Source organism: Gilvimarinus algae (assembly GCF_030518215.1).
Classification (GTDB): Bacteria; Pseudomonadota; Gammaproteobacteria; order Pseudomonadales; family Cellvibrionaceae; genus Gilvimarinus; species Gilvimarinus algae.
Window position 1 is genome coordinate 307,345 of record NZ_JAULRT010000052.1, and the last position, 14,689, is coordinate 322,033.

13 protein-coding genes are annotated in these 14,689 nt (G+C 57.1%); 7 read left to right on the forward strand and 6 right to left on the reverse strand.

Features of this window, described 5'->3' with window-relative positions:
* Nucleotides 1-6 precede the first annotated feature (6 nt).
* From QWI16_RS08770 to QWI16_RS08790, 5 genes are all read right to left on the reverse strand, one after another.
* Nucleotides 7-2,484: a bifunctional serine/threonine-protein kinase/formylglycine-generating enzyme family protein gene (locus tag QWI16_RS08770; protein WP_302712428.1), complete on the reverse strand. Its 2,478-nt coding sequence runs from the start codon at nt 2,482-2,484 to the stop codon at nt 7-9.
* Between the two features lie 6 nt (nt 2,485-2,490).
* Nucleotides 2,491-3,342 carry a PP2C family protein-serine/threonine phosphatase gene (locus QWI16_RS08775; RefSeq protein ID WP_302712429.1) on the reverse strand — a complete coding sequence of 284 codons (852 nt, stop codon included), beginning with the start codon at nt 3,340-3,342 and terminating at the stop codon, nt 2,491-2,493.
* 123 nt (nt 3,343-3,465) lie between these two features.
* Nucleotides 3,466-6,384 (reverse strand): insulinase family protein, encoded by a 2,919-nt coding sequence (locus QWI16_RS08780; RefSeq protein WP_302712430.1) that lies wholly within the window; start codon nt 6,382-6,384, stop codon nt 3,466-3,468.
* Nucleotides 6,381-6,974: a tRNA-uridine aminocarboxypropyltransferase gene (locus QWI16_RS08785; RefSeq protein ID WP_302712431.1), complete on the reverse strand. Its 594-nt coding sequence runs from the start codon at nt 6,972-6,974 to the stop codon at nt 6,381-6,383. The genes QWI16_RS08780 and QWI16_RS08785 overlap by 4 nt, the downstream gene beginning before the upstream one ends.
* On the reverse strand, nt 6,964-7,251 hold the full coding sequence (locus QWI16_RS08790; protein ID WP_302712432.1) for a GIY-YIG nuclease family protein: 288 nt from the start codon (nt 7,249-7,251) through the stop codon (nt 6,964-6,966). The genes QWI16_RS08785 and QWI16_RS08790 overlap by 11 nt, the downstream gene beginning before the upstream one ends.
* 123 nt (nt 7,252-7,374) lie before the next feature.
* On the opposite strand from QWI16_RS08790, the gene QWI16_RS08795 reads away from it, so the two are divergent.
* The gene (locus tag QWI16_RS08795; RefSeq protein WP_302712433.1) at nt 7,375-8,178 is read left to right on the forward strand and encodes a methyltransferase domain-containing protein; all 804 of its coding nucleotides are present in this window, start codon (nt 7,375-7,377) and stop codon (nt 8,176-8,178) included.
* Here QWI16_RS08795 and QWI16_RS08800 read toward each other — a convergent pair.
* Nucleotides 8,168-8,671, reverse strand: a complete 504-nt coding sequence (locus QWI16_RS08800) for a J domain-containing protein (protein WP_302712435.1) — start codon at nt 8,669-8,671, stop codon at nt 8,168-8,170. The genes QWI16_RS08795 and QWI16_RS08800 overlap by 11 nt on opposite strands.
* Nucleotides 8,672-8,855: 184 nt before the next feature.
* Here QWI16_RS08800 and QWI16_RS08805 point away from each other — a divergent pair, with 184 nt between their 5' ends.
* From QWI16_RS08805 to bcp, 6 genes are all read left to right on the forward strand, one after another.
* Nucleotides 8,856-10,601, forward strand: coding sequence for a hypothetical protein (locus tag QWI16_RS08805; protein WP_302712437.1), 1,746 nt, complete (start codon nt 8,856-8,858; stop codon nt 10,599-10,601).
* A gap of 115 nt (nt 10,602-10,716) precedes the next feature.
* Complete coding sequence (locus QWI16_RS08810) at nt 10,717-11,166, forward strand: hypothetical protein (RefSeq protein ID WP_302712438.1); 450 nt, start codon at nt 10,717-10,719, stop codon at nt 11,164-11,166.
* Nucleotides 11,167-11,272: 106 nt separating this feature from the next.
* The gene (locus tag QWI16_RS08815) at nt 11,273-12,307 is read left to right on the forward strand and encodes an agmatine deiminase family protein (RefSeq protein ID WP_302712439.1); all 1,035 of its coding nucleotides are present in this window, start codon (nt 11,273-11,275) and stop codon (nt 12,305-12,307) included.
* Between the two features lie 17 nt (nt 12,308-12,324).
* Nucleotides 12,325-13,182 (forward strand): carbon-nitrogen hydrolase, encoded by an 858-nt coding sequence (locus tag QWI16_RS08820; protein WP_302713164.1) that lies wholly within the window; start codon nt 12,325-12,327, stop codon nt 13,180-13,182.
* Nucleotides 13,183-13,190: 8 nt separating this feature from the next.
* Nucleotides 13,191-13,892, forward strand: a complete 702-nt coding sequence (locus QWI16_RS08825; RefSeq protein WP_302712440.1) for a GGDEF domain-containing protein — start codon at nt 13,191-13,193, stop codon at nt 13,890-13,892.
* Nucleotides 13,893-13,894: 2 nt separating this feature from the next.
* Nucleotides 13,895-14,371, forward strand: coding sequence for a thioredoxin-dependent thiol peroxidase (bcp, locus tag QWI16_RS08830; RefSeq protein WP_302712441.1), 477 nt, complete (start codon nt 13,895-13,897; stop codon nt 14,369-14,371).
* Nucleotides 14,372-14,689: the final 318 nt, after the last annotated feature.

Sequence of the window (14,689 nt, forward strand, 5' to 3'; positions counted from 1 at the left end):
CAGGCTCTAGAATTGCTCCACCACCAGCCGTATTCCAACATTCTCGTGGTAGGTGTGTTGCGGTTGGTAGCTTCTCGCGTAGACACGCAGTTCTTGTGCGTCGTCTTTCAGTGAGCCGCCGCGCACTACTCGTGCGGGGCAGTTGTCCTGATTAAAGGCTTCTGGGTTCTGGCCCGCATTTTGATAATTTTCCCGGTAGCAGTCCTGTACCCACTCGGCAACGTTACCGGCGGTATCGTGTATTCCAAATGCGTTGGCCGGAAATTCACCCACAGGGGCAGTTTCCCCGCTAAAAAGCCCGGTGTATGAGCTGTCACAGTAACGCCGGCAGTTGGCTTTTCCGGCTGCCTCTCGCGCTGAGTCGCCCCACCAGAAGGCGCTTTCTTTACCGCCACGGGCGACGTATTCCCACTCGGCTTCGCTCGGCAGGCGATAACGTTTGCCTGTCTGATCACTGAGCCAGTCGGCGTACATCTGCGCCTCTTCCCAGCTGACATTGATTACCGGTCTGTTATCACGTCCCCAGCGGTTGTCGCCCGGTAGCGGCATGGATTGATGGTTGGCAAAACGCTCGTATTGGGCGAAGGTGACTTCGTATTTGCTGATGGCAAAGTCGCTATCGATTGTGACCTGGTGCACCGGGCTGGCGTTTTCATCCGCACCGCCCATGGCAAAACTTCCTTCAGGGACTACCACCATGACCGGGCCTTTGCCCCCGTCTTTCAGCGAGTCGCTAAATTCACTGCCGGGTGAGCGAGAGGCGAGTAATGAGACTTTGTGGTTCAGGTCTGCCTCTTTGATACGCACCCATTCCAGATACTTGCGATAGCCCGGGTGGGTGACTTCAATATGGTAGTTTCCGGGTTTGAGTGCCATGGCGTCGGTGTACTTTTCGCGAATGTTCATCACACGCACCCGCGCTTCGCTGGGCGTTGGCGAAACCGTAAGAGCAAATCTCTGGGCGACTTCAGGCTCGCTTGCGCGACTGGAAGCTTCACTGACGCTGAGCGCTTCTGCAGGGGTTGCAGGTGCCGGCTCTGAGCTGGCCGAGGATGACGCTTGAGCCGGCTCTACCGTAGATAGGAGCGGGACAGGCTCTTCACTCGGCATATTTGAATTGGTTTCAGTGCCGGCTTGCGTGTCGGCGGCAATGCTGTCTGTGTCCAGTTTTGTATCCAGGTCAAAGGCGGGCGTACTGGCGCTGGAAATCTCCGCGTCTGAGTGTTCAGTGGCACTGGCGGGTTCACTGGCTGCAGAGCGGGCGCTTTCATCTGAACTCTTTTCGCCAGTCAGGAGCGGCGTTGACGGTGCTGTGGGCTCATCGTGTCCCAGCCAGGCGAGCAACACAATGCTCAGCCCAACGAGTGCCAGCGCGCTCATCAGAATCATGCGCTGGCGGGTCGGAATGTCGCGCCAGAATCTGAGCCAAGCGGGCCCGCCAAACTGGCGGTGAATACGGGTTTCGACCAGGGTGTTTTGCTGGGTGAGACTGTCAGAGAGTGATTGCTGAACCGTGGCAACCCGGTGAAAACCTCTTGCTTTGGAATACCGCAGCGAGCCGAGAAACGCGAGCCCCTGGCGCAGCTGGCTATTCAGCTTGGAGCGAATTTTACGCAGCAGGACACTGAACAGATTGCCGAACTGGCCTGCCAGGCCGGCACCGGATGCCAAAGATTGCTCGCCCTGATCGCGCATTAGCAATTGCAGCACTTCGATATCTGCCACCAAGTCCAACCCGCGCTGATAGCGACGCGCCGGGTCCTTATCGAGCAGTTTGTCCAAAATCGGCTGAAAGCGGATAAATTGAGCCGGCAGGGTGGGCAGGGGCGAGGCCAGGTGTTTGAGAGCGATGGAGACGGCCTCCTCACCTTGATAGGGCACGGCCCCGGTGAGCATCTCGTAAAACACAATACCCAGGCTGTAGAGATCCGAGCGGGCATCGACCGCCTTGCCGCGGGTTTGCTCCGGACTCATATAGTGGGGAGTACCCACCACGGTTCCGGCGTGGGTGGCCCGCGAGTGCGTCGCCTGAGCCCGGGCCACACCAAAATCGGTGAGTACGGCCGAGCCGTCATCGCGGAACAGGATGTTCTCCGGTTTGATATCCCGATGCACGTACCCCTTTTCATGGGCGTGATCCAGCGCTGAGCCAATTTCCTTGAGGATACGCAGGGCTTGCTCGGCGCCGATGCCCGAGAGCATCTTGTCGTGAATGGAGCCGCCGGGCAGGTAGTCCATGGCAATGTAGTTGTAATTGTTGTGTCGACCAATGTCGTAGATGGACACGATATGCGGGTGGGATAATTGGCCGACGATGTTGGCCTCGCGCTGAAAGCGCTCGCTAAACGTCGGGTCGCCATTGAGCGCGGGGGACATGACTTTCAGAGCCACCACCCGCCCCACACTTTCCTGAATAGCAAGGTACACAGTGGACATGCCGCCGTGGTTGATCTTGCGAATGATTCGGTATCCGGGTATCTGCATGGTGGCTTAGCGAAAAATCCAGTAGAGCAGTGCCACAAGCGCAAACAGAGCCGTAGCGTAAATCACCCCATCCAGCCGGCGGCTGTGGGTAAAAACAGGCACCCAGTGCGACAGGGCGGGCAGCAGGGCTCGGCGCTGAGTTGGCGCGGCGATCACCTGCACGGTCACATTGTCTCTGCCGCCAGCTTTGAGGGCCTCGGCGACCAGCTCGCGGGTGGCCTCGGCCGGGGTGCGACACTGCCTGAGAATGTGCTCGATGTCTCTGCCGCTGAGCTCGTCGGTCAAACCATCGCTGCACAGCAATAACCATTGCCCCTGGTGCCAGGGGCGAGTCACGGTATCAACGCGCACTTCATCCAGCTCCTGGGAGCCGAGGCACTGAGTAATGATGTTCTTGTCAGGGTGATTCTCGGCGTCTGCTGGCTCAATTGCGCCGCTCTCAAGCAGCATTTGCACGTAGGAGTGATCGGTGGTGAGTTGTTCAAGCTCTCCGCCACGGGAGTAGGCGTAGGCGCGGCTGTCACCGACCCAGGCAACATCGTAGTGGTCGCGCCGGTGCCGTATGGCCACAACGGTCGACCCCATGCCCTGGGCGCCCACCCCTTGCTCGGCCGCCTTGAGCACGGCCCGGTGAGCCTCCTGAATCAGTCCGGGCAGGGCTTTGCCGGGGGATTTGTCGAAGGTTTCACGGACGATGGCGCTGGCGACTTCACCCGCTTCGTGGCCGCCCATGCCATCCGCTACCATCCACAGGCCGTGCTCGGGCAGGCTGAGGAAGCAATCCTCATTGTTGCTGCGCTTGCGCCCTGGATTGGTCAGGGAGCTCGATTCCAGAACCTGCATAGCTGGCTTGTTCATCCTGATGGTCAACCTCTGCCCGGACACGGGGCCGGGCGATGACTTTACCTGTGTTATAACCTGTCGCCTCAGCGGACCGGCGTTTTTATAGATTAGCACGCCCGTGCAGGCACGAATCGAAGTTTACAGCTTTTTCAAGGTTAGCCCTAGCTGCTCAACCGCCTGGCGTTGGTCGGCCGGGGCGATCACCGCCACACTCGCGCGCTCCGGGCGCAGGTACTCGGCAGCGACACGCTTGATGTCGGCCTCGCTCACCGTGAGCAGCCGCTGGCGGAACGCCTCTCGCTTTTCCTTGGTGCGGCCGAACAGCTCGGCCTGAAACGTCTGCTTGGCCTCGCCGGCAGGGGAGGCCGGTTTGTCGATGCTGCTGACTACTCCCAGTATGGACTGCTCGATCTCATCGGCGCCGATGGTTTCGCGCTGCACCCAGTCCAGCGCCGCGTCAAAGTCTTGTAGGGTTTCTGCGAGCCGCGGGTCCCGGTACGAATAAAAGCGAAAGGCGCCACTGTTATTATCCTGGCTGGCGCCGCCACCGTAGGCGCCACCCTGTTCGCGAATGCTGCGGTGCAAAAAGCCATTTCTGAGCACGCCGGCCAGTACCGTAAGCGCGGCGGCGTCCGGATGATCCGAGGCCACTGTGGGGTAGGCCTTGGCGCAAAAATTGACTTGGGTGTTGGTTAGCCAGGCTTCTTTCACTCGCTTGTCGACCGGGGCGAGGCTCAGGGGCGGGATCTCGCCGCTGGCAGGGCCCTGCCAGTGCTCGGCCAAGCTGGCGCGGTAGTGATCCAGTTGTTCCTGTTCACCTACCAGCAACAGTTGTCGCGGGGCCTGGAGCATCAACTGGTGCAGTTCGGCCAGCTCATCGGCAAAGGCCTGGGTGTTTTCACGGTTCGCGTTATCGATGTCAATCAGTCGCGCAATGCCGGCCAGTCCGCCGAGTTCGTGGGAGAGCAGGGCAGAGGGCGACATGCCAGCGGTCGCCGCGCTCATGGCCAAGGCGTGGCCACTGCCGGTAACGGATTGCTCGCGTCGCGCGCGCTGCTGGGCCACCAGCTCGCGAATGCGGCCGAGCTCGTCAAACCGGGCAGTTTCAAAGGTGGCGCGAATCAGAGCGGCGCAGCTGGCGGTATTGCGTGCCAGCGCCTTGGCCGAGAGGATCAGGTAGCCGTCGGCGCTCTGCGGGTCTTCACCATTGCCCCGGATACTCGCCCGGGCGCTGAGTGAACCGACCGTTTGGGCCTGTAGCTGTTGCGCCTGTAGGTAATCCAGTTGACCGTGGCCGGTCTCGGTGAGACACAGGCTGTAAAGGCCCAGCAGGTGCTGCTGCCGCTCGCTCAGCTGGGGCATTTTGATGACCAGCTGCTGATAAACCAGGCCATTGGTGCCAGCACCATAGCAGCGCAGTGGATAATGCCCCAGCGTCTCCCGGCTGCCGGCAGCGTACGTCATTTGCTTGGGAATGTCGGTGAGGGTAACTTTGGGCAGCAGGCTGTCGTCATCTTTTTGCTCTTGCCTGGAAATCAGCTGGCTCGCCTGCTCAATCAGTTGTTGCTTTTGAGTCTCGTCGAGGGCGCTATGAATGTCGGCCAGTCTGGCCCTCTCGGCGGCGGCCGCCCGCTTGCTCATTTGCGCGTCGGGTCGCAGGGTCAGGGTGACCCTGTGGGTGTTCTCCAGCAGTAAGCGGCGAACACTGCGCTGGATAAATTCGGGGTCAGCGACTCTTTGCCGCAGGCTTTTCAGAGCGCTTTCCAGATCCAGCTGGGCGATGGGGTCGCCCCGGTGAGTGGCGGCGGTGAGAGCGGTCATGACTAATTGTAGGCCGTAGGGCAGGCCGTCGCCGCCCACTTCCCGCTGAGAAAGCTCCAGTTGGTGCAGGGAGGATTCGACTTGCTCGGCGGCGACACCGTGCTCGGCCACTTGCTGCAACGTGGAGAGGATCAGCGCTTCCACCGCTTGAGTGGCCCCCGCCTCGCAACCCTCCAGGCCGCAGACAAAACTCATCTCGTACTGGCTGTCTTCCAGACCACACAGTGGCGATGGCGACTGGCCGAGCTCTGTTTGTTCAAGCGCTTTGAGCAGCGGCGAGGCGCTGTTGTCGAGCAGCACGCTGGCGAGCAGGTGGGCCTCGAGTGCCGCGTCCAGGTCGGTCGCTTTGCCCAGCAACCAGCCGACGACCACATGGGTTTTGCTGTGGGTGTCTTCTCCGTCTTCGGCTTCCAGCGGGTAGCTGTCTTCAACTCTGATGGGGCTGTGCAAACGCTTTTCCGGCCGGACGGCAATCTGAGCATCGAGCCTCTCAAAGGCGTGCAGTGCTTGCTGGTGAAAGTGCTGTTGATGCTCTACTGCCGGAATGTCGCCATACGTCATAAAGATGGCATTGCTCGGATGGTAGTGGCGCCGGTAAAACTCGGTGAGCCCCTGATAGCTTAGATCCGGGATGTGCTCTGGGTCGCCGCCGCTGTTGTAGTGGTAGGTGCTGGTGGGAAAAAGGTGGCTGGAAAGCTTTTGCCACAATTGTGCCGGCACCGAGCTCATAGCGCCTTTCATTTCGTTGTAGACGACACCCTTATAAACCAGAGGCGAGTCCGGGTTGCCGCTTTCGGCAAACTCGAGACGGTGTCCCTCCTGGGCAAAATCCAGAGGGTCTAAAGTGGCGAAGAAAACTGCGTCCAGATAGACATCCAAGAGATTGGCGAAATCTTTCCGGTTTTGACTGGCAAAAGGATAGGCGGTCCAGTCTGAGCTGGTAAAGGCATTCATAAAGGTGTTGAGCGAGCGTCGTGTCATCATAAAAAACGGGTCGCGCACCGGATATTTTTGGCTGCCGCACAGGGCGGTGTGCTCGAGAATGTGCGCTACGCCCGTGGAGTCCTGCGGCACGGTGCGCAATGCCACCAGAAAAACATTTTCGCTATTGTCGCAGGCCAGGTGGATGTGCATGGCCCCGGTGGCTTTGTGATGGTACTGCTCAATTGCCAAATTCAGTGATTCCAGTCGGGCGCTGCGCTCAAGTTCAAACTCCGGGTGTGCTTTAGTGCTCATACATCTCTCGATTCTGTGGCCGCCCGACGATAGGGGTCAAAGCTGGCCAGGTGGGTCATATATTGATCAAAGGCGCCGAGTAATGGCAGATAGCGCTTGGGCTCGTTTTCCAGTTGCTGCAAAGCGTAACAACTTGCCTCCAATGTGGAAAGCTGGTGTGCTTGACTGGCGCTGCGTACTTGATAGCGCGACGGAATTGCAGGGACAAGGCTCACCCGCGGTAGCGCGGCCAGGGCTTGATTCAGATATAGCATTTTGCGGCTTTTGCGCCAGGTAGCATCCACGACGATCAGGCGGCTGGGTGGCGGTGCGGCCCCGACCTGCCCGATGCTGCCGGCCGGGTAAAGCAGGGCGGCGTCTGGCAGTATGTCTGCCAGGCACTCATGGCTGAAAACTTCGCCTGTGATGATACGGCAGTGCTGTAGCGAACGGCACAACAGCCCAGCGGTATTCTTTGGGTGTTTTTGCTCACTGGGGTGCTGCAGGATCACCAGAGGGATGCGATTGGCCGTGGCCAGGATATAAGGGCATAGGCAGCGAGCGGGCGGCCTATCGCACTCTGGGCACAATTCACGCTTGTCACTGCTCATGGATAGGGACCAGCGCCGGCAGTGGCAGAGAGCAGGGTTGCTGAAGTAAAGCGAGCTTTTGCGCGCGGGTCATTTTTTTAATGCCTGCTTCGCGCTGGCTTGCTTGAGCCCGATCACTGAACGTTTCCAGCCAGACAAGCCGCTCCGGTCGGCAAGTGCGAAAAAAGCGTGCACCTCGGGTGCCGCTGCAATGCTCCTGCCAGCGCCTGTTGATGTCGGTAGTGATACCGGTGTATAAGCGGCCGTTGTCGCATTCGATGATGTAAGTAAACCACATGGGATTATAATACCTGCGCCCGGCGCGCTCAGCGAGGTGTTTTTCGCGCAACAGGCTGTATGCAATTCGTGTTAACAGGCGTTAAGACAGCTCTTTGGGGCTCAACGCCCGAAGAGAGACATCATGCCAAAACAATCTGTCGACACTGATCGCAATTTTGATGATTTGGCCGAGCGCTTCGATCGCAATATTTACGGTGGTTTGAAAGGTGCGATCAGGTTGGCGGTGCTGAATCGCGATTTTGCCGATTTTTTGCCCATTGCACCCTTTGTGCCTCTGACTCCCGACAAAACCTTCCGCATTTTTGATGCCGGTGGTGGGCAGGGCCAGTTTTCCATCCCGTTTGCCGCCGCCGGTCACCAGTTGCTACTCTGCGATTTGTCAGAGAAAATGCTGGAGAAGGCCAAACTTAGGGCCGAGTCCGCCGGTGCGCTGGACAGGGTTGAGCTGATTCAAGGGCCGGTACAAACTCTGCCCGGCGAGGAGCAGTTTGATCTGGTGATCTGTCATGCCGTGCTTGAGTGGGTGGTCGAGCCGCAAGCGCTGCTGGCCAGTGTGGCGCAACGGGTGCAGCCGGGCGGCTACTTGTCGCTGATTTTCTATAACCGCCACGCGCTGGTGTACAAAAATTTGCTGCGCACAAATTACCGTAAGATAGTGCAGTCGGATTACCGGGCGTTTCGTGGCAGCCTAACGCCGATCAACCCCCTTGACCCAGAGCAGGTGGTGCACTGGTGTGATCAGCTGCTGTTAACGCCAATTTGTCACAGTGGCATCAGGGTCTTCTACGATTATATTCTCGACCCGGCACTGCGCCAGCGTGAGCCGGAACAAGTGATTGAGCTCGAAGTGTCGCTATCCAGGCAGGCTCCGTACCGGGATCTCGGGCGCTACATTCACTTGCTTTTGCGAAAACCTAAGGTTTGAGGTGCTTGAGCAGGCAGTCCTTGGCCTCGTTGACGCGCGCGGCCAGATAATCGTTGCCGCCCCGGTCGGGATGCACTTTTTGCATTAGCCTGCGGTGGGCCTCGCTGACATCTTCTCGAGTCAGCGTCCCTTCCCGATAGCGCGCTCCCAGCCCCAGTGTGTCTAAGGCATCGTCCAGGCTCATAGGGCCACTGCTGGCTCGCCCATTGCCGCTGTTGGGGTTGCTTGAGGATTGACGGTGCTTTTGCCAGAAGGGCAAGAACTGCATGGCGAGCCCGGCCAGAGTTTTGATAAAGGGCAGGAGAGCGCCCAAGACGGCACCGACCCAGTGGATTCGTCCGGTGACCACCAAAAACACCAGTGTTCCCAGTAACATCACAAACAGGATTCTGAGCACAGCGCGGCGCTTGTGTCCTGGTGGTAGCTTACGCAGCCAGGAGATACCAAAGATCACCAGGGCGACAAGCACAAGTACAGGGATTAATCGAAACACACGGATCTCCGGCCAGCGCTCTACTCTACATTAGGGCCCACTTTACCACCGAACCGCTGTTTTCCAACAGAGGGCCCATTCCCAAAGGAAAATCTGTGCGATAATCAAGCGTTAAGTTGGGTGGCTCACAGACGCACACCGTGCTAATAACAGAAGATGGCGTTGAGCTTTTAAGGAAAGTCGGATGGCGGTTTTTAAAGTGACGACAACAGGTCTAAAAAGCGGGCTGGTGGCTCTGGTTCTGATCCTATCTGGCTGCGGCGGAGGTGGATCGGGTACCAGCTCAGTGGCGGTCTCGAGTACATCAAGCAGCTCATCGAGCGCCAGCAGTGACCCTGCCTCAAGTAGCTCAAGTGCCTCTTCTCAGAGCAGTATCTCGTCTTCTAGCACAACGTCCTCATCCAGTTCGGTGTCCTCCTCCAGCGCCAGTGCTGGGCCCGATAGCGTGATTTTATCGGGTACGCTGAGCTATGACTTCGTGCCGGTCACCATTAGTGGGCTAGATTACGATGCCACCGAGGCGCGGCCCATCCGCGGGGCCGTCGTCAATTTGCTGGGCAGTAATGGCCAGATATTGCAAACCACGGACTCTGGAATCAATGGCGAATACCGGTTTGAGGTGGAAGCCAATATCCAGGTCAAGGTTCAGGTTGAGGCCCGGTCGTTTCGCTCAGGCAACCCGAGCTGGCACCTTAGAGTCGAAGACAACACCAGTGGGAATGCGCTCTATGTTCTAGAGGGTGGACTTGCCAGCAGCGGGGAGACGGACTCCACACGTAACCTGCGCGCCGCTTCCGGTTGGGCCGGCAGCGGTTACTCGCAGCCCCGAGCCGCGGCCCCCTTTGCCATTCTCGACACCACCTACGGCGTCTTGTTGCAGTTACTCGAGGTCGACCCTCAGCTGTCGCTACCGGTGTCCAATTTTCGCTGGTCCCCGCTCAATCAACCCGCGGAGGGCTCGCTCGCTGAAGGTGAGATCGGCACCAGTTTCTATTTTGCTTCGAACCTCTATATTCTCGGTGATGAAGATACCGATACGGATGAATATGACCGGCATGTGATTGCTCACGAGTGGAGCCACTATCTCGAAGACAAGCTGGTCGATCGCCAGGACTCAATCGGAGGCTCTCATGGTCAAAGCGATAAGCTGGATCTTAGAGTGGCGTTTTCCGAGGGCTTTGCCAATGCCATTGCGGCATACGTCCTGGATGATCCTGACTACATCGATACATCTGGTTTTGGCCAGAGGGCAGCAGGTGGTTTTGATATCGCCTCTGCTAATATTTCAAACCCGGGCTGGTTTAGTGAAAGTTCGGTGCAGTCGATATTGTACAATTTCGCCATTACGAGTGGTGGTTTCAACGCAATTTACGAGGTGCTTACTCACACCAGCTACGCAAATGTGGATGCGCATTTAAGCGTGTTCACCTTTGCCGACCGGTTGCAGTCTCTGGCCCCTGCCAATTATGCGGCTTTTGAGCCGCTCTACACCGCACAGGACATTAACTCAACGGATCCGTTTGGCGCGCTGGAAACCAATGATGGAGATACCCAGGGAGTTTTGCCCATATACGGTGATATCCAAGGCGACGGCAGTGTGGTGAACGTCTGCAGCACTCAAGTGAATGGGTATTACAACAAGCTTGGGGTTTGGAAATTTTTGAAAGTGCACTTCGATTCACCGGGGGAATATCGGTTGACGGTTGAGCGTGCATCGGCCCCTGCTTCCCGGGTTACCGACCCCGACTTTATCGTGAGCACGCGCGGAGTCTATGTCTCAATCGGAGAGTCGGTTGAGGAGGATCGTGAGACAAATACCTTCTTTTTAAATCAGGGGGCTGAGTACCTAGTGTCTCTGTACGATTACACCGAGTACGACCAAGTGAGTGTGCCAACTTGCTTCGATGTTACTCTGGAACCGGTTCTGTGAGGAGAGTCTAGAAACCATGGTTATACCAAATGCATTACGGCTGTGTGTTGTTTTGATGGCGATTTTTGCCGTGGCCTGCAGTGACAGCAAAGACACAAAACAAGAGCCGCTCGGTATGACGTCTCCCAAGGTGGCCGATAAATCCAAGGCTTCTGCTATCGGCAAGCCATCTCTGGGGGTTCTTCTCGAAAAGCCACAGCAGCAGATCCCGGTTGGCCTGGCGGCGCCCATCGACTTGACTCTGAGCTCTAGCCTGAGGCCAGGACAGATATCGGTCGTTGTTCGTCTGGGTGACGGTTTGCGGCTTAGTGAGGGTGCGTTACGTTACCAGATTCAGACTGGCGACGCTAAGCTGCCGCTCAGTGTGTCGGTGATTGCGGACGAGCCTGGCAAGTACTATGTTGATGTGGCTGTTACCGATGAGACAGGCACAGAGGCAATTTCGCACAAAGCCTTGAGCGCCATTGTCTGGGCTGGAGCCAAACCAGAGCGGAAAGCCGCCGCCGAAAAAATGGACAGTGGTGAGGGCAGGGTAGTTTTACCGGCCGTAGAATCCCGCCACTAGACGCACAGACGATTGTTCCTGCGACCTATTCCCTTTAACATTCGGCTTGTGATCGGCCGTTAAGCTCTGGTGCGCAAAGGCCAGGTATGCAAAGGAAAGACACCTCATGTCGCAAGCAACACTTTTGCCCGAATGGGCTGACCAGTCAGCGGTGCTATTAACCTGGCCGCACGCCCAGACCGATTGGCAGCCTCTGTTGGATGATGTCACCCGAGTTTACCAAGAGCTCGCCGCGGCGATTTCCGGGCGGGCAAAGCTGCTGATCGCTGCCCCCGAAACGGCTCATGCTGGCATCGAGCAAGCTCTGGCCGCGGTGGCTGTGACGGCCGATCGCTACAAACTTTTCGATGTGGCCTCAGACGATACTTGGGCCAGGGATCATGGCCCGCTGACTGTTCGCGGAACTACGGGCCTGAAGCTTCTCGACTTTACCTTTAATGGCTGGGGCAACAAATTCTCTAGTGCGCAAGACAATCAAATCACTTCAACGCTCGCCGCTGCCGGCGCCTTTGCAGTGCCGGTTGAATCCTGTCCATTGGTTTTGGAAGGTGGCGCCGTTGAGATCGATGAAGAAGGCACCTTGTTAACCACGGCTTCCTGCCTGCTCAATAAAAACCGTAACCCGGAGCTGAGCCGTGAGGCCATTGAACAAGAGCTGCAGCAGCGACTGGGTGTTAAAAAAATAAATTGGCTCGATTACGGCTACTTAGAGGGCGATGACACCGACAGCCATATCGATACGCTCGCCCGTCTGACGCCTGGCCAGGGCTTGGTCTATGTCGGTTGCGATGATCCTGCGGATGATCATTATCTGGAGTTTCAGCGTATGGAGCAGCAGCTTGTGGGCATGACCAACGCCGATGGGCAGCCCTATCATCGCTTTCGCTTACCCTGGCCAAAGGCGGTATTCGGAGGCGATGGGGAGCGTCTACCGGCCACCTATGCTAATTTTTTGATTGTGAACGGGTCGGTGCTGGTGCCTGTCTATCGCGACGACAAAGACGCCGAAGCGCTAAGTGTGATTGGTAGTGCCTTTCCGGGTTATGAGGTTATTGGCATTGACTGCCTGGCCCTGATTGAGCAGCACGGCAGCCTGCACTGTATCACTATGCAATTACCTGAGGGGGTGATCAGCTTTTGAGTAAAATATCAGTAGGTATGGTTCAGCACTGCTGTTCTGCTGACCTTAGCGCCAACCTCGATGCCAGTGTGGCCGGAATTCGCAAAGCCGCGGCCCAAGGGGCGCAGTTGGTGGTGTTACAGGAGCTGCATCGCGGGCTTTACTTTTGCCAGCGAGAGCGCGTTGAAGAGTTTGACTTGGCGGAGACGATTCCCGGCCCGAGCAGCGAGCGCTTGGGAGCCCTTGCCCGCGAGTTGGGTATTGTTATTGTTGCTTCCTTGTTCGAAAAGCGCGCGACCGGGCTTTATCATAACACCGCCGTAGTTATTGAGACGGACGGTGAAATCGCTGGCATATACCGCAAAATGCACATACCCGATGACCCCGGCTTCTACGAGAAGTTTTACTTTACTCCGGGGGATCTGGGCTTTACGCCCCTCAATACATCAGTGGGGCGTCTTGGGGTGCTTGTGTGTTGGGATCAGTGGTTTCCCGAAGCGGCGCGCTTGATGGCCATGGCTGGTGCCGAACTGCTGATTTACCCCACTGCGATCGGCTGGGCGCCTGCCGATGAAGCTGATGAAAAGCAGCGTCAGCGCGATGCCTGGGTCACGATTCAACGCTCTCACGCCGTGGCCAATGGTCTGCCGGTTGTGAGTGTGAATCGTGTTGGCCATGAGTCGGACCCCGAAGGGGGTGACGGCATTGACTTTTGGGGCCATTCCTTTGTCGCCGGGCCGCAAGGCGAATTTCTTAAGGTGCTGGGCGAAGAGGAAGAGGTGGCGGTAGTGGGCCTTGATCGGCGGCGCTCTGAAGATGTCCGTCGTATTTGGCCTTTTCTGCGCGACAGGCGAATTGACCACTACACCGATTTGCTCAAGCTCTATCGGGATTAATTGCGGCCATGGTGGAGCGCACCGGGGATTCATCGGTCTGTCGCGTTGCTGGCGAGGACTGCCGCTATCAAAGTGAGCTGCTGCAGCTTCGGCAAGAGGTTGAGCAGTTGACCGAGCAGGCGCGTACCGACGCCTTAACCGGGTTGTTTAACTTTCGGCATTTCAATGAGACCCTCAACCATGAAATGGAGAGGGTCAGGCGCAGCGGCCAGCCTCTGGCGCTGGTCATTGGCGATATCGACCACTTCAAGCGATTTAACGATACCCACGGACACGAAATGGGTAACCGGTTGTTGCAATCGGTTGCCGGCACCGTTGACCGGCAGTTGCGCAAGCTGGATATCGCCTGTCGCTACGGCGGTGAAGAGTTCGCCGTGATCCTACCCGGCACGCCGTTGGGGCAGGCGAGTAAAGTGGCTGAACGTATCCGAGCGGCGGTCGAGTCTTTAATGTTGGGGGACGAGGCTGGCCAGCCCCTGCAGGTGACAATGAGCCTTGGTGTCGCGGGGTTTGTCGCTTCGCAAACCTGTACCCCCAGCCGGTTAATCGATGCTGCTGATGCTGAACTCTACTCGGCCAAAGCCGCAGGTCGCAACCGCGTCAGTACGGCTCGGGAAAAATTGACAGCGGATCAATCGGTGACCAACGAAGAAAAGTCAGCTTTGTTTGCACTCTTGCGCGACGATGATTCACAAACCAATCGGGAGTAACTATGAGCTTTCCTAAAGTGGGCAACCTGGCCCCGGTGTTTACCTTGAAAAACCAACGTGATGAGAAGGTGGCCCTGAAGGATTTTCGCGGTAAAAAAAATGTACTGGTGTACTTTTACCCTAAAGCCATGACGCCGGGATGTACCACCCAGGCCTGTGGCATTCGCGACACCCGGGCCGAGTTCGAAGCGCTGGACACCGTGGTTCTCGCAATCAGTCCAGACCCCGTTGCCAGGCTGGCGAAATTTGAGGAAAAGCACGAGCTCAATTTCGACCTGCTTAGTGACGAGGACCACGCCGTTGCAGATAAGTATGGCGCTTGGGGGCTTAAAAAATTTATGGGGCGCGAGTTTATGGGTGTCTTGAGAACCTCATTCTTTATCGATAAAGAGGGACGCCTGCGCCATATCTTCGATAAAGTGAAGACCAAATCACACGATCAGGATGCCCTCGACTGGCTGAAAAGTCAGTTTGGCTAGAGCACAAAGTGTTCAGATCTGGGTGAGAAATGGTCTCTAACTCATTGCTTTACAATGATTTTTGTTTTTGGTTGGCAGTTAAACTGTGACCAGCTGCAAAAAAAGTAGAGAAAGCCGACAGGGCGTTAAAAATAATCCGCCATTTGGCCTATAATCCAACTTAGCAGTCGGGCGGGTTGCTCGACTGTCGGGCTATATAGCAGGAGATTCTATTGAGTGGGAATTTGCTCAAAAAGAATTCTTGAATTATGCGCCAATGCGCATTGTCATTGCTCCTGCTTAGCGATATATTTTTTAAACGCCAAATATGACGCTTGG

Excerpts from the sequence above, each read along its gene's own strand:
- QWI16_RS08770 (WP_302712428.1), bottom strand. The coding sequence starts at position 2,484 with ATGCAGATACCCGGATACCGAATCATTCGCAAGATCAACCACGGCGGC.
- QWI16_RS08775 (WP_302712429.1), bottom strand. The coding sequence starts at position 3,342 with ATGAACAAGCCAGCTATGCAGGTTCTGGAATCGAGCTCCCTGACCAAT.
- QWI16_RS08780 (WP_302712430.1), bottom strand. The coding sequence starts at position 6,384 with ATGAGCACTAAAGCACACCCGGAGTTTGAACTTGAGCGCAGCGCCCGA.
- QWI16_RS08785 (WP_302712431.1), bottom strand. The coding sequence starts at position 6,974 with ATGAGCAGTGACAAGCGTGAATTGTGCCCAGAGTGCGATAGGCCGCCC.
- QWI16_RS08790 (WP_302712432.1), bottom strand. The coding sequence starts at position 7,251 with ATGTGGTTTACTTACATCATCGAATGCGACAACGGCCGCTTATACACC.
- QWI16_RS08795 (WP_302712433.1), top strand. The coding sequence starts at position 7,375 with ATGCCAAAACAATCTGTCGACACTGATCGCAATTTTGATGATTTGGCC.
- QWI16_RS08805 (WP_302712437.1), top strand. The coding sequence starts at position 8,856 with ATGGCGGTTTTTAAAGTGACGACAACAGGTCTAAAAAGCGGGCTGGTG.
- QWI16_RS08810 (WP_302712438.1), top strand. The coding sequence starts at position 10,717 with ATGACGTCTCCCAAGGTGGCCGATAAATCCAAGGCTTCTGCTATCGGC.
- QWI16_RS08815 (WP_302712439.1), top strand. The coding sequence starts at position 11,273 with ATGTCGCAAGCAACACTTTTGCCCGAATGGGCTGACCAGTCAGCGGTG.
- QWI16_RS08820 (WP_302713164.1), top strand. The coding sequence starts at position 12,325 with ATGGTTCAGCACTGCTGTTCTGCTGACCTTAGCGCCAACCTCGATGCC.
- QWI16_RS08825 (WP_302712440.1), top strand. The coding sequence starts at position 13,191 with ATGGTGGAGCGCACCGGGGATTCATCGGTCTGTCGCGTTGCTGGCGAG.
- bcp (WP_302712441.1), top strand. The coding sequence starts at position 13,895 with ATGAGCTTTCCTAAAGTGGGCAACCTGGCCCCGGTGTTTACCTTGAAA.